Annotated in this window: 14 protein-coding genes; 7 read left to right on the top strand and 7 right to left on the bottom strand. The window is 34.4% G+C overall.

Translation table 11 applies throughout. From position 1 onward, the window contains the following. Window positions 1–228 precede the first annotated feature (228 nt). Window positions 229–1497 carry a chloride channel protein gene (locus ACFFU9_RS04595; protein WP_379860204.1) on the top strand — a complete coding sequence of 423 codons (1269 nt, stop codon included), beginning with the start codon at window positions 229–231 and terminating at the stop codon, window positions 1495–1497. 29 nt (window positions 1498–1526) lie between these two features. Here ACFFU9_RS04595 and ACFFU9_RS04590 read toward each other — a convergent pair whose 3' ends face one another. From ACFFU9_RS04590 to ACFFU9_RS04565, 6 genes are all read right to left on the bottom strand, one after another. Beyond that, the gene (locus ACFFU9_RS04590; protein WP_379860203.1) at window positions 1527–2258 is read right to left on the bottom strand and encodes an NYN domain-containing protein; all 732 of its coding nucleotides are present in this window, start codon (window positions 2256–2258) and stop codon (window positions 1527–1529) included. Window positions 2259–2520: 262 nt separating this feature from the next. Next, the gene (locus ACFFU9_RS04585) at window positions 2521–3069 is read right to left on the bottom strand and encodes a 1-acyl-sn-glycerol-3-phosphate acyltransferase (RefSeq protein ID WP_379860202.1); all 549 of its coding nucleotides are present in this window, start codon (window positions 3067–3069) and stop codon (window positions 2521–2523) included. Window position 3070: 1 nt separating this feature from the next. Continuing rightward, entirely contained in the window at window positions 3071–4153 is a 1083-nt protein-coding gene (locus tag ACFFU9_RS04580) for an iron-containing alcohol dehydrogenase family protein (RefSeq protein WP_379860201.1), read from the bottom strand. Window positions 4154–4221: 68 nt separating this feature from the next. After that, on the bottom strand, window positions 4222–4926 hold the full coding sequence (locus ACFFU9_RS04575) for an HAD family hydrolase (RefSeq protein ID WP_379860200.1): 705 nt from the start codon (window positions 4924–4926) through the stop codon (window positions 4222–4224). Beyond that, window positions 4917–5645, bottom strand: coding sequence for a 3-deoxy-manno-octulosonate cytidylyltransferase (gene kdsB / locus ACFFU9_RS04570; RefSeq protein ID WP_379860199.1), 729 nt, complete (start codon window positions 5643–5645; stop codon window positions 4917–4919). Before kdsB ends, ACFFU9_RS04575 begins: the two co-directional genes overlap by 10 nt. A gap of 183 nt (window positions 5646–5828) precedes the next feature. Then, window positions 5829–7256 (bottom strand): ATP-dependent DNA helicase, encoded by a 1428-nt coding sequence (locus ACFFU9_RS04565; protein ID WP_379860198.1) that lies wholly within the window; start codon window positions 7254–7256, stop codon window positions 5829–5831. Window positions 7257–7402: 146 nt separating this feature from the next. Between ACFFU9_RS04565 and ACFFU9_RS04560 the strand changes: the two genes are divergently transcribed. The 6 genes from ACFFU9_RS04560 (at window position 7403) to ACFFU9_RS04535 (ending at window position 12699) form a co-directional block, all read left to right on the top strand. Beyond that, window positions 7403–8146 carry a hypothetical protein gene (locus ACFFU9_RS04560; protein ID WP_379860197.1) on the top strand — a complete coding sequence of 248 codons (744 nt, stop codon included), beginning with the start codon at window positions 7403–7405 and terminating at the stop codon, window positions 8144–8146. Continuing rightward, on the top strand, window positions 8130–8951 hold the full coding sequence (locus tag ACFFU9_RS04555; protein ID WP_379860196.1) for a DUF3822 family protein: 822 nt from the start codon (window positions 8130–8132) through the stop codon (window positions 8949–8951). Before ACFFU9_RS04560 ends, ACFFU9_RS04555 begins: the two co-directional genes overlap by 17 nt. Continuing rightward, the gene (gene rsmD / locus ACFFU9_RS04550) at window positions 8951–9505 is read left to right on the top strand and encodes a 16S rRNA (guanine(966)-N(2))-methyltransferase RsmD (RefSeq protein WP_379860195.1); all 555 of its coding nucleotides are present in this window, start codon (window positions 8951–8953) and stop codon (window positions 9503–9505) included. The genes ACFFU9_RS04555 and rsmD overlap by 1 nt, the downstream gene beginning before the upstream one ends. A gap of 266 nt (window positions 9506–9771) precedes the next feature. Beyond that, window positions 9772–10101: a 2Fe-2S iron-sulfur cluster-binding protein gene (locus ACFFU9_RS04545; protein WP_379860194.1), complete on the top strand. Its 330-nt coding sequence runs from the start codon at window positions 9772–9774 to the stop codon at window positions 10099–10101. Window positions 10102–10105: 4 nt separating this feature from the next. Continuing rightward, the gene (locus ACFFU9_RS04540) at window positions 10106–10444 is read left to right on the top strand and encodes a cupin domain-containing protein (protein WP_379860193.1); all 339 of its coding nucleotides are present in this window, start codon (window positions 10106–10108) and stop codon (window positions 10442–10444) included. Window positions 10445–10470: 26 nt separating this feature from the next. Further along, window positions 10471–12699 carry a nitric-oxide reductase large subunit gene (locus ACFFU9_RS04535; protein ID WP_379860192.1) on the top strand — a complete coding sequence of 743 codons (2229 nt, stop codon included), beginning with the start codon at window positions 10471–10473 and terminating at the stop codon, window positions 12697–12699. A 198-nt stretch (window positions 12700–12897) separates the two neighbouring features. On the opposite strand, the gene ACFFU9_RS04530 is transcribed toward ACFFU9_RS04535, so the two are convergent. Then, entirely contained in the window at window positions 12898–13482 is a 585-nt protein-coding gene (locus tag ACFFU9_RS04530; RefSeq protein ID WP_379860191.1) for a DUF4202 domain-containing protein, read from the bottom strand. Window positions 13483–13593 lie beyond the last annotated feature (111 nt).

Raw genomic sequence — 13593 nt, 5'->3', positions numbered from 1 at the left:
TTTAAAACAGACTTATTTTCTTGATAGAGTCAAAATAAATCCCTGTTAATAGGGCTTAACAAGTAGTTTTAGCTAATATTTAAAAACTTTCGGATGGGAGTGGTTTTGAATCTATCAAAATGCTTTAGTTTTGTTTTTTGATAGATTTTTTGATAAAAAACAACCAAATAAAGGAGTCGCTTAGTTGTGACGGCCATAAGTGTTATATTTCTATAAAGCTAAAACACGTTGAAAACAAAGAAAAAAAGACAGTTAATAACCTATTTAAATATCTTAGACCAGCCGATTACATTTAATCCATTTGTATTTAACAGATCTTTTTTGCTATGGGCTTTATTAGGTCTTATTGGCGGACTTATTGCTGGTATATATTGGATTGTTCTGCAATATTTAACTCATAAAATCGCATTTTTTGAAGGTTGGGAAGTTATTCCTGTTATGGCTATTTGCGGATTTTTAGCTGGGTTGGTTATCCACTTTATTGGCGATCCTGGCGAAATTCACCTTATTGTAAACAATATTCGATTTAATAAAGGCAAATTAGACCCGAAGAATAATCCCTCCATGATATTGTCTTCGTTACTATGTGTAGCTTCTGGCGGTAGTCTTGGTCCTGAGGCCCCTTTGGTTCAAGTTACGGGATCTACAGGCACTTGGCTAGGTAAAGTGTTTAGGCTTAAAGGCGAAGAATTACGATCGTTGAGCATTGCCGGTATGGCTTCGGGATTTACCGCTTTATTTGGTGCGCCACTTGGTGGAAGTTTGTTTTCTTTAGAAATATTACACCACAAACACGCCGTAGAATATTACAAAGCCATTATACCGGCATTAGTGGCCAGTAGCTTTAGTTATATTGTTTTTGCTTTAATTATTCAATTGGGTATTGGTCCTACTTGGGATTTGTCCACCTATGAGTATTCCAATGTGTTCGATTTTGGATATGCCGTATTATTTTCCATTCTGGCCACTGCCACGGGTTGGGGGTTTATTTACTGTACCAAATTTTTTAAATACCTCTTTGAAAAACGTCCTATGCCTATTTACATAAAAACCCTGATTGGGGGATTATTATTAGGCTGTATTTCATTTTATTTTCCATTAACCAGATATTTTGGACATCATGAAATAAATGAATTATTGGAGGGAAGCTTACCAATAACACTACTATTTGCTGTGTTTATTTTTAAAATAATAGCCATTGCCATTACCGTAACCTCTGGTTGGAGAGGCGGTTTTATCATCCCTCTGTTTTTTGTAGGCGCTACGCTGGGATTGATTATCCATCACTTTTTTCCTTCCACAAACCTTACCTTAACCATTGTAAGTTGTATGGCTGGAATTAATGCCTGTGTAACAAGAACCCCCATGAGTACTACTATTTTATTAGCAACACTCACAGGGTTTTCCTATTTTATTCCTATTTTATTCGCCAGTTTAACCGGTTATTTTTTAGCTCCGAGAATTCCTTTTATAGGGTCGCAAATGGATAAGGACTAAACATTTAAAATCCTTAAACAATCTAAATATTATTTATTACGTACATATATTAACTTAAACCGGCCATTACTTTGGTCTCTTTGTTCCATTTCAAATTGATCCAGAGACTTAAATAAGGGAGTTAGTTTTTCAAATCCAAAGTTTCTGGAATCAAAATTAGGTTGTTTTTTAAGGATTATCGACCCCACATCTCCTAAAAAGGACCAACCATCATCGTCGGCCACATCATTAACAGAATTTTGAAGCATCTTGATAACTTTAGGGGTAATATTGTAAAGGTTTTTTTGTGGTGACTTTGTTTCTCCTTCTTTTGGATCTTCTGTATTAGATTTTAAAATTTCCAAATAAATAAATTTATCACAGGCCACAATAAAGGGATTTGGTGTTTTCTTTTCTCCAATACCAAATACCTGCATGCCGGCCTCTCGCAATCGTGTGGCCAATTTTGTAAAATCGCTATCGGAAGACACTAAACAAAACCCATCGACTTTTTCAGAATATAAAATATCCATCGCATCGATGATCATAGCCGAATCTGTAGCATTTTTACCTGTGGTATACCCATATTGCTGTATAGGCGTTATAGCATTTTCAAGTAAAATATTTTTCCATTTGGATAAATGTGGTTTGGTCCAATCGCCATAAATACGCTTTATGGTTGGAGATCCATATTTTGCAATTTCTTCCATCATCTCCGTGATGTACTTTGAAGGTATGTTATCGCCATCGATCAAGACGGCTATTTTAAGGTCTTTTTTCATAAGCTATAAAGATACAGAAATAAGCCAAATTCCGTAACCCATTATATAATTTTCACTTTAAAAATTTAAGGTTTAGCATGCTTTACAATCCTATTAGACGCTATAAACAGCCTGTAATAAGATTACAAAAACTGAGAGAATCCATGGTTTAAACAGTTTTATAACATTTCTGAAAAGAACAAAAAAGTTTTTATTAATTTGAAATCTCCAAAATTTACTTTTAGGAATAACAGCATGTCTATTTCATATTTTAATTATAAAATCAAGAATAGACCTCCTCTTTTCCTATCACGCCCTCATAAAATCGGTACATGTATTCAAAATCTGCTTTAACATCATCTGTTGGATAAAAAGGTTCTGATATATAATTTTGTTTATTTTTAAAATCAAGGGTAAACATGATTATAGGAACTTGGGCCGCTTTTGCTATATAATAAAAACCAGTACGCCATTTTTCTACTTTTTTACGTGTACCTTCTGGAGCCAACGTTAGTCTAAACTCTTTTTTTCCTTCAAAGAGTTTGGCTATTGCCGCCACTTTATTAGCTTTCGTGTACCGATCGATAGGGGCACCTCCCAGGCCTCTAAAAAACCAGCCTATAGGGAACACAAACAATTCTTTTTTTGCAATAAAATTTGTTTTAAGGGCTACTGCCGCCCTTAGTAAGACCCCGATATAAAAATCGTGCCAACTCGTATGAGGCGCAGCAATAATTATAGCTTTTTTAACCGAATCTTTAGAAAAATTCAAATTGCCCTTAATCTGCCATCCTAAAAGTTTAAAATAAATAAATTTAGCAAGCCCTTGCATATTACATCTTTTGGTAAAGTGATTTTAGCTTTTCTTTAGTGATGGTTTTTTTCCAATTTTTACCAATAGCATTTTCCCAAAGGGGTTCTAATCCCATAGCAGTATTTATCATGATATCTAAATCCTTATCACTTAAATCTGCACAAATCCCTTTTGGCAAGGTGATGTTATGTATCTTTTTCATCTTTTTGAACAGTTTCACCCCTTCAGGATAAAACTCTTCCAAGTGATCAAATACGATACAGTTACCAATACCGTGTTTTATTCCAAGTAAATAGGCCAAGCCATAGCTCATCGCATGTGCTACTCCTACTTGAGAGTAAGCGATGCTCATGCCGCCATGCCAAGAAGCCATCATTAATTTCTCTTGAGACTCCACCTCGGTTAAGTTGTGTTCTAAAAACACCTCTTTACACAATTCTAAAGCCATATTCCCGTAGGTTTGACTAAAAGTATTTAAATACGTGCCCGTTAAAGACTCCACACAATGGATGTAACAATCCATACCAGTGTAAAACCATTGATCTGTTGGGACGTCCTTAATAAGTTCGGAATCTAATATAACTTGATCGAAAGGTGTAAAATCGGAATTAATTCCTAATTTTCTAGTAGGTCCCGTAAGTACTGTTGTTCTAGAAACCTCGGCACCTGTACCGGAAATCGTGGGAATACCCACGTGATAGATTCCTGGGTTTTTAATTAAATCCCATCCTTGGTAATCTTTAGCGCCACCTTCGTTTGTTAACATTAAGGATACAGCTTTTGCTAAATCTAGGATAGTGCCCCCGCCAATGCCAATTATTCCTGATGGGCGTTCTTTAAATGATAAAATGATATCTTCTACCAAGTCATCTACTTGCGTTGTTTTGGGTTCTTCTTCTGAGGATACAAAAATTATCCTATCATCATAAGATAACGCAACACGGGAGGTTAACCATGCATCATTTTTAAAAACATCATCTATCAAATAAATGAAGGGTGCTTTAGTGTTCAGTCGTTTTGGGGATATTATTTCACTTAACTGATTGAAACTACCTCTGCCAAAAACAACTCTTGGCACCATGGGAAAGTTTTTATAATTCATTTAAATTTCTTTTTTAAGAAGGGTAAAAATACTACTTATTTAATTCCTAAATTAGTGTTTTGCCAAATTCATTTTAGTAAGGTTAAAACATCTTTTAAAGACTTTATTGTGTTGTAATGTTTGCCATTAATTTCCTTTTCGCTCACTTTCTCATGGGCCCACGTAGTATGGAAAGGAACGTGAATGGCATGTGCTTTTATATTCACTAATGGCAACACATCAGACTTTAATGAATTTCCTATCATTAAAAACTCGGAGGGCTTAACCTCTAAATGATTTAACAATCGAGAATAGTTGGTTTCTTTCTTATCGCTAAGCACTTCAATATGATGAAAGTAATCGGTAAGTCCAGATTTTTCCAATTTACGTTCTTGATCTAATAAATCGCCTTTCGTCGCTAAAATCAAACGGTATTTTTTTGACAATGTTTTTAACACCTCCTCTACCCCATCAAGGAGCTCTACAGGTTTATTTAACATGTTTTTTCCAATATTTAAAATAGACGCAATGCTTTTTGGGGAGATATTGTAGTTGGACTGCTCTAAAGCACTTTCTACCATAGAAAGCACAAAGGCCTTCACGCCATACCCGTATAGAGGTAAATTATCAATTTCCTTTCTAAACAATTCTTGGTCTAATTTATTTAAGGTTTCATATTCAGATAATAAAGAACCGAACTCTACCTCGGCCTCTCGAAAATAGGTTTCATTCACCCAAAGGGTGTCGTCGGCATCAAAACCTATAACTTTAATATTTTTATAATTTATTTCCATAATTTTTTAGCGCGCTCCAAATCTTCGGGGGTATCGATTTCTACACCCTGTACTGAAGTTTCTACCATTTTAATACGTTTTCCATATTCTAAATATCGAATACATTCTATTTTTTCTGAAGCCTCCAAACTCAGCATAGGCAGTTTATAAAAATCTAAAATGGCCTCTTTTCTAAAAGCATACACCCCTTTATGCTTAAAATATTTTGCACCAGCATCTTTATCTCTAGGATAAGGGATCGGACTTCTTGAGAAATAAAGCGCAAAGTTTGATTGATCGACTATCACTTTTACGGTATTGGGATCGTTAATTTCTTCCTCATCCGTAATATGTACCATCAAAGAGGCTAAATCGATTTGCTTATTGTTATCGCTTTTAAAAACATCAATAAGTTTGCTTAGAGACACTTCATCTGTAAACGGCTCATCGCCTTGCACATTGATAACGATATCAATATCCATAAAGGCTACCGCCTCGGCTATCCGGTCGCTTCCACATTCGTGCTCTTTTTTGCTCATAATGGCCTTGCCTCCATTACTTACAATTTCATTATAAATTATATCGCTATCGGTAACCACAAAAACATCGTGAAATAAGTTTGTGGCAACAGTGGCTTCATACGTACGCCTAATAACGGTCTTGCCTCCAAGGTCTTGCATTAATTTTCCAGGAAATCGAGAAGCAGCATAACGTGCTGGAATCATTGAAATGATTTTCATAGGTAGTTTCTATTATTTAACTAAGCATAATCCCGCTAAAAAACGCTAAGGATCTGCTTTCAAAAATAAGATTTTTATTCTTTGTTTTTAAGTATAATGCCCATAATATTTGCCTAGTATCTAAAAAGAAGTAAACAATGGCCCTATACTCATATCTTAAAGAAAGAGCAATGGTTTTTAAAACTATTGCTCTTCAAAAAAATCATCTGTAAAACCGATAAGGTATAATTTTTCTTTAGCCCGAGTTATGGCTGTATAAAGCCAGCGTAAATAATCCTTATCGATGCCGTTTGGTAAATACGGTTGCTCTACAAAAACGGTATTCCATTGCCCTCCTTGAGATTTATGGCAGGTTATCGCATACGAGAACTTAACCTGTAAGGCATTAAAATGCTTGCTGTTTTTTACTTTTAAGAATTTTTTATATTTACTGGTTTCAGATTCGAAGTCCTTCATCACTTCTTGATACAACCGATTAGAGTCCTCGTACGTTAGTGAAGGGGTTTCTGTTTCCAAAGTATCTAAAAGCAAAACGGTTTCAAACGGACTCATTTTCGGGTAATCCACCATTCTTATTTTTACTTCGGCAAAACGAAAACCATAAAGGTCTTCAATATTAAATATTTCAAGAACCTCAATAATATCACCATTCGCAATAAAGCCAGCTTCGGTAGTGGGTTTCACCCAAAAATAATTATTTTTAACTACCATTAAATAATCTCCGGCTGTTAATTCATTTTCGTTAAATAGAATCCTACTGCGTATTTGTTGGTTATACATATTGGCACGTTTATTACTCCGTACAATAAAAGCCGTTTCCTCGTTCCCTAAGTTACTGTAAGAGTCGTTAATGGCATCCATAATTTCATAACCATCAATTAACCTTACAATATCTTTAAAGCCCGTTAAATTAAATTTAAAGCTATCTAAAAAATCACTAGATAATGTTTCACGTAAAATCGTGGCATTTGCCAGAATTCCAGAATCTAAGCCCTGTCGCACCACTTCATCTAATTCCATTTTTGTAACCTCTTTATTGAAATTTAAAGCCAATGTATGCTCGTCTAAAGCAGGACTTAGGTCTAATTTCACAGGGGGCAACTGCGCCGTGTCTCCAATTAACAGCAATTTACATTGCTGCCCAGAATATACATACGTTATAAGATCGTCAAGCAACGATCCATTTTCGAATAGTTTGGAATCACTTGGAGCATCTGGAATCATAGATGCTTCGTCTACAATAAAAAGAGTGTTTTTATGTTTATTGGGTTGCAAAACAAAACTAACCCCGCCGCCTTTATCCTTTTTAGGAAAATATATTTTTTTATGTATGGTATAGGCTTCCTTTCCAGAATAGTTTGAAATTACCTTTGCCGCCCTACCGGTTGGCGCCATAAGTACTGCGCTTTTTTTAGCTTTCCATAAGTTATTTACAATAGTCCCTACGATTGTGGTTTTTCCTGTTCCCGCATATCCTTTTAATAGATAAAGTGCCCGGGGATCATTATTGAATATAAATTCTGATATTTGTTGTAAAACAATGCTCTGTTTTAACGTGGGTTCAAAAGGAAATTGTTTTTTTATAAGAGAATAAAATTCGGATGAAGTCATGTATTCGTGTAACAAATTATAAATTATTCAAATATAAGAAGGATTTTTGTCCTCATACGTTTTAACGATTGAAAAAAAATTGTAGATTTGCGAAGAGCATTAACAAATCTTTTAATAAATAACGTACTATTAATAAATAACGCACTATGTTAAAAATAATTCTTGTCGCAGTTGCTGTAATTTTGGTTACTTTCGGTTTAGTTAAATTAGTGGACAAATTCATTCCGTCTAAATTCAAACCCATTTTAAATATACTGCTATGGGTGCTGATTGCCTTTTTAGGATATCAAACCTACATGTCCATTTACACACCAATACAATTCAACAAATTAAAAAACAAACGCTATGTAGCGGTTATTGAAAGCTTAAAAGATATTAGAGATGCTCAATTAGCTTACAAAACTGTGACCGGTCAATTTGCTGGTGATTTTAATAGTTTAATTACATTTATTGATACTGCCGAATTTACCATTACCCAACGTAAAGACTCTAGTGTATTGGATGTAGAAATGACTAAGCGTTTTGGTGGGGTTGAAACCTATAAAGACATTGTGGTTATCGATACTTTAGGCTTTGTTTCTGTTAAAGACACCTTGTTTAAAAATTCCAACCGTTACAAAACAATGATGAACGTGCCCATTCCAGATAAGGACGACGCCAAATTTGAAATGAAAGCAGGTTTCATCAATCAAAATGAAATAAAAATACCTGTATTTGAAGCCTCTGTAAAAAAATCTGTTATTTTACATGATCAAGACCAAGACCTGATTGCCCAGGAAAATCAAGTAATTTCTGTAGATGGTGTTAATGGAGATGCTTTAAAAGTGGGCTCTATGACCGAGGTTAATACAACAGGAAACTGGCCAAAAACCTATGGCGCAAACGAATAATATTTCAGAAATATCAAACCATAAAGAACTGTCCATTCAAATAAGCTTGAGTGGACTTTCTTTTTGTATTCTGCAGAAAAGTAACCACACCATTTCTTTTCTAAAACATGTTGATTTTAAAAAAAAACAGAATCCTTTTGACGTATTGGATCGTTTAAAATTAACTTTTGAAACTGAAGTCTCCTTACAGGATACCTTTAGTAATATATCGGTTATTCATGTTAATGAACTTTCAGCATTTGTTCCCCAAGCTTTATTTAAAAAGGAATGTTTAGCTGATTATTTGATGTTCAATTCTAAATTATTAAAAACCGATTTCATTACTTATGATACCATTTCTAATAATGAGAGCGTAAATGTATATGTACCCTATGTAAACATCAACAATTACATCTATGAGAAGTTTGGGACCTTTACCTTTAAGCATTTTTCCACGGTATTAATCGAGCAACTTTTACTCATAGAAGAAAAATCTGAAGACCAAAAAGTTTATGCCCATATGGATTCTGGACATTTCGAAATTGTTGTAATCAATAAAGGAGCCCTTCAATTTTATAATACGTTTGAATATACCACCAGCGAAGATTTTATATACTATTTATTATTTACTACAGAACAGCTTAATTTAGACCCCGAGAGTTTACAGCTTGTTTTTCTAGGAAATGTGACTAAAAACGACCCGGTACATAGCATAGCATATAACTATATTAGGCACGTAAGTTTTGGCAATCGTTTTGATTCTTATACTTACAAAACAGCACCTAAAACAAATTATTCAGATTTCACACTTATAAAAAATTTCTAATGCGTATAATTTCAGGTATTTATAAAAGTAGAAGAATTGTAGCCCCAAAAAACTTGCCTGTAAGACCTACTACGGGTATGGCAAAAGAATCGCTTTTCAATATCCTGAATAATCTTTATTATTTTGAAGATCTTTCTGTTTTAGATCTTTTTGCAGGAACTGGCAACATTAGTTATGAGTTCGCCTCTCGTGGAACAGAAAACATCCATGCTGTAGATCAGGACCTGGGTTGTATTAAATTTATAAAACAAACCGTAGACACCTTTAAAATGCCCATACAGGTTATTAAAAGTGATGTTTTTAAGTTTCTTGAAAAATCCATATCTCCGTATGACGTTATATTTGCAGATCCTCCTTACGAGTTTACAGACGAACAGTTTTTCCATATCGTAGAACGGGTTTTTAAAAATGGTTTTCTAGAAGAAGCAGGGACTCTTATTGTCGAGCATTCCAAACACACCGATTTATCTGTACTGGAACACCATAGCTATTCTAAAACTTATGGAGGCAACACGTTTAGCTTTTTCGAAAGAAAGGCATTGATCATAGCTTAACCGCTCTCTTACAAAGCCATCGAAGTTGCATAGCGATAGCGCTATACAAAATATTCATGTATTAAGTCCGTATTTAAAACTTTTATACGAGCGTAGACATTTCTCAAATAACAGATTTTCAAACGCTTAGTATAATGGATGAAAAAAAAACAAATTTTAATTAGGATAATTTTGTCCTTTATTGATTTATCAATTAGATTTGCATCTTAATAATGACTCTTTTTTCTTAAAAAAGAGAAAAAGACCTTTTAGTACGTATAATAAAGATGAACTACTCTGTTAACATCATCACAACAAATAACCGTTGTATTGAGATTCCGTTTCGAAGGTATGAATACCCGAATTTAATGGAGCTTATTGTAGATACTTACTACGAAGATATTGGTGAGTGCCTAGGGCGCGGCCTATGTGGCACTTGCCATGTAAAACTTATAGAAGGTGTATTAAGAGACACTAAAGATCAAACCGAAAAAGAAACCCTTAGCAAAGTAACTGATTTGGACAGCACAAGCCGACTGGCCTGCCAAATTATGTTAGATGAAAAAATAAACAACTTAACTTTTAAAATAATAACGGATCATAACTTAAATACTTAAAACAATGAATACAGCTTCTTTGGTTGAAAATATAACCTATCTAGAAAACAAGCCAGCAATTACTGTTTTGCTTAAAACAAAAACCTCTAAAGAAATAAGGATTGTCATGAAAAAAGGACAAACGATGAAAGAACACAAAGCCCCCTACCCTATTGTTATTGAACTTTTTGAAGGCAGTATCGATTTTGGTGTTGAAGGCGAAAAAAAGAGTCTTAAAAAAGGTGATTTAATCGCTTTAGATGAAAATGTTCCGCACGATCTTACCTGTACTTCAGATTGCATCATTCGATTATCGCTTTCAAATTACGATAGTGTCGAGCGTGTTAACAATGTTAATAACTAAATAACGAAAACTACAAAATACTTATTATGAAAAAAATATGGATTGCATTTACTAGTGTTGTCGTACTATCGTTTATCGTACTCATCTGGGTAGGAACCGAAGTTTACCAAACACAACCCCCGATACCCCAAACGGTTATTACAAAAGAAACTCAAGAAGTTTTATATACCATAGAAGACATACAAATTGGTCAAAATGTATGGGAATCTATTGGTGGTATGGAAGTGGGCTCTATTTGGGGGCATGGAAGCTACGTAGCACCAGACTGGACCGCCGATTGGATTCACAAAGAAGCAGTATACATGCTGAACGCTTGGGCAAAAAAAGATTTTAATTCTGAATATGATGCCTTAGATGTGGAACAGAAAGCCGCCTTAAAAGCGCGTTTAATTAAAGATATTAAAACCAATACCTTTAATGAAACAGATAAGTCTATTACCATATCAGAAAGCAGGCTTGCCGCCATTAAAGAAAATATAAAACATTATACGTCAATTTTTTCTGAAGGCCACGAAGAATATGCCATCCCTAAAGGCGCTCTTGTAGATAAAGAGAAGCTAGAGCAGCTTAATGCTTTTCTTTTCTGGACATCTTGGGCAGCAAGTACAAACAGACCAGGCAAAGACTACACCTATACCTCCAACTGGCCTCACGAGCCCTTAATTGATAATAATATTACAGACGATTCTATAATTTGGTCTGGATTATCTATTGTTTTACTTCTGTTTTTTATAGGGCTTCTTACCTATTACTATTTGCTTAACCATGAAAAAGGGGAATTGTTGGACAAGCCAGAGACCGATCCTTTAAGCAACCTAAAATTATTCAAATCTCAAAAATCAGTATTAAAGTATTTCATCGTTATATCCTTACTTATTGCTTTGCAAGTTGTTTTTGGTATTGTTACTGTACATTACACCGTAGAAGGACAAGCTTTTTTTGGATTTGACTTGGCTAATTATTTACCCTATTCGATAACAAGAACCTGGCACACCCAACTCGCAGTATTTTGGATTGCCGCAACTTGGTTAGCAACTGGTTTATTTTTAGCTCCCATGATATCGGGTAAAGAAATGAAATACCAATCGTTTGGTATAAATTTCTTGTTTTTTGCCTTAATTATCATTGTATTGGGCTCTATGTTGGGCGAATGGTTGGGCGTACATCAATTTTTAGATTTAACAACCAACTTTTTCTTTGGACATCAAGGCTATGAATACATGGATCTTGGGCGCTTCTGGCAGATATTTCTAGCTATTGGTTTAGTCCTTTGGGTTATTATGGTAAGCAGGCATCTTTTATATGCTATTAGAAAAAATGATGCTTCCAAACACCTTATAATTATTTTATTATTATCGGTAATAGCTATCGGCATGTTCTTTTTCTCTGGATTAATGTATGGCGAAAACAGCAGCTTACCCGTTATAAACTATTGGAGATGGTGGCTAGTGCACCTATGGGTTGAAGGCTTCTTTGAAGTGTTTGCCACGGTAGTAATTGCTTATATATTTTCTCAAATGAAAGTTATTTCACTTAAAACAGCCGGCTATGTCTCTGTAGCATCTGCTTCTATATTTTTAGCGGGGGGTATTCTGGGCACTTTGCATCATTTATATTATTCAGGTACTCCTGTGCAAGCTATTGCTTTGGGTGCAACGTTTAGCGCTTTAGAAGTGGTTCCACTCACACTTATGGGCTTTGAAATAAGAGAGAACTGGAATCTTTTAAAGAGCAGACCCTGGATGCAAAAATACAAATGGCCTATATTTTTCTTTATTGCCGTTGCATTTTGGAACTTTGTAGGAGCCGGTGTGTTTGGGTTCTTAATCAATCCTCCTATTGCCTTGTATTATATCCAAGGTTTAAATACAACAGCGGTACACTCGCATACAGCATTATTTGGGGTTTATGGAATGTTGGGCATGGGATTCATTTTAATTTGTCTTCGTTTCTACTCTAATAGAGTGTGGCAAAACACAAAATTGAAAAGAGCGTTTTGGTTCTTAAACATCGGACTAATTGCCATGGTGCTGTTAAGTTTATTGCCTATTGGTATAATACAAGCTTACACCTCAATCACTAAAGGCTACTCTTTCGCTAGAGATACGGAATTATTATATTCTCCAACAATACAAACCCTTAAATGGTTAAGAATGATTGGGGATATCATATTCTCTGTTGGTATTTTCTATTTTTGTTGGTTTGCCATAGATGAAACTATTTACAATTTCAAAAGAAAAAATGTAAATAGTTAAACGCTAACCCTACCTTTATAACAAATCAGCAACCTATAAACGGTTGCTGATTTTTTTTATAGAAAATATTTCATCTCTTTTCTATTTTTAAAGGGATTTCTTTTAAAAAGCAAGCTTTTAATTCTAACTCACTGAAAAAATATTATTTAAAATGTACACTCAAGTTGTATTTTTAAAACACATCTATGGTATAGACTCTTATGAAATAGCCTGTTTTACTAAAGCTAAGCTTTTTTTAGAGAAATTAAGTTTCAAAGCCGCCGCATGCCCTTTAGCCGACATTTTTTTCCATGTTTTTTGAAGGATATCAATAATTTTATCATCACTATGTTTCTCTGCAAAATCTTCAAAATAGTACTCTAAAAACACCAAGCACACCACATCCTCTATCGTTTGGCTTTCTTCATTTTTTTTAATAAGCTTTTTGTTGATTAAAAAGGAAACTTTTTCAATAAATTCGGTGGTATATCCTAGTTTTTCCAAAATTTCAGAAGTAATATCTGCATGCATTTTCTTTAAGGTTTCACGCCATTTTAGATACCCAGTTCTATCCATAGGATATTCATTTCTGGCTATTTTCCATCTGCAAATATGTTGTGCCCTTGCAGCAATCTGCAACGCTTCAGATGCTTGCGGATCAAATTGCAATAACTTTTGGGTCATACGTTGCGAATACAATAATTCTTTAGAAAAATCTATACCCTGCACATTAAAGGCATTAGGGTCTTCTGCATTTTTTTGGTCAATCAAAAATATAGCACTCTCAAATTTTGTTGGTTCCATTCTTGCTTATTTATTTTTATCTTAACAGGCAATATACATATTTCTACGATGAATATTAAACACATATTTAAGAAAAAATTGCACCATGCATTTTTTAAATTAAAAAATATC

The sequence above is a fragment of the Mariniflexile ostreae genome, assembly GCF_042427585.1.
Lineage (GTDB): Bacteria > Bacteroidota > Bacteroidia > Flavobacteriales > Flavobacteriaceae > Pseudalgibacter > Pseudalgibacter ostreae.
Note: the sequence above shows the minus strand (reverse complement) of the source record. Positions and strands in the feature narration are given on the sequence as shown.

Bases quoted from the DNA above. Each gene is read 5' to 3' on its own strand.
- ACFFU9_RS04555 (WP_379860196.1), top strand. From the start codon at position 8,130: ATGGCGCAAACGAATAATATTTCAGAAATATCAAACCATAAAGAACTG.
- rsmD (WP_379860195.1), top strand. From the start codon at position 8,951: ATGCGTATAATTTCAGGTATTTATAAAAGTAGAAGAATTGTAGCCCCA.
- ACFFU9_RS04530 (WP_379860191.1), bottom strand. From the start codon at position 13,482: ATGGAACCAACAAAATTTGAGAGTGCTATATTTTTGATTGACCAAAAA.
- ACFFU9_RS04540 (WP_379860193.1), top strand. From the start codon at position 10,106: ATGAATACAGCTTCTTTGGTTGAAAATATAACCTATCTAGAAAACAAG.
- ACFFU9_RS04590 (WP_379860203.1), bottom strand. From the start codon at position 2,258: ATGAAAAAAGACCTTAAAATAGCCGTCTTGATCGATGGCGATAACATA.
- ACFFU9_RS04560 (WP_379860197.1), top strand. From the start codon at position 7,403: ATGTTAAAAATAATTCTTGTCGCAGTTGCTGTAATTTTGGTTACTTTC.
- ACFFU9_RS04575 (WP_379860200.1), bottom strand. From the start codon at position 4,926: ATGGAAATAAATTATAAAAATATTAAAGTTATAGGTTTTGATGCCGAC.
- ACFFU9_RS04580 (WP_379860201.1), bottom strand. From the start codon at position 4,153: ATGAATTATAAAAACTTTCCCATGGTGCCAAGAGTTGTTTTTGGCAGA.
- kdsB (WP_379860199.1), bottom strand. From the start codon at position 5,645: ATGAAAATCATTTCAATGATTCCAGCACGTTATGCTGCTTCTCGATTT.
- ACFFU9_RS04535 (WP_379860192.1), top strand. From the start codon at position 10,471: ATGAAAAAAATATGGATTGCATTTACTAGTGTTGTCGTACTATCGTTT.
- ACFFU9_RS04545 (WP_379860194.1), top strand. From the start codon at position 9,772: ATGAACTACTCTGTTAACATCATCACAACAAATAACCGTTGTATTGAG.
- ACFFU9_RS04585 (WP_379860202.1), bottom strand. From the start codon at position 3,069: ATGCAAGGGCTTGCTAAATTTATTTATTTTAAACTTTTAGGATGGCAG.
- ACFFU9_RS04565 (WP_379860198.1), bottom strand. From the start codon at position 7,256: ATGACTTCATCCGAATTTTATTCTCTTATAAAAAAACAATTTCCTTTT.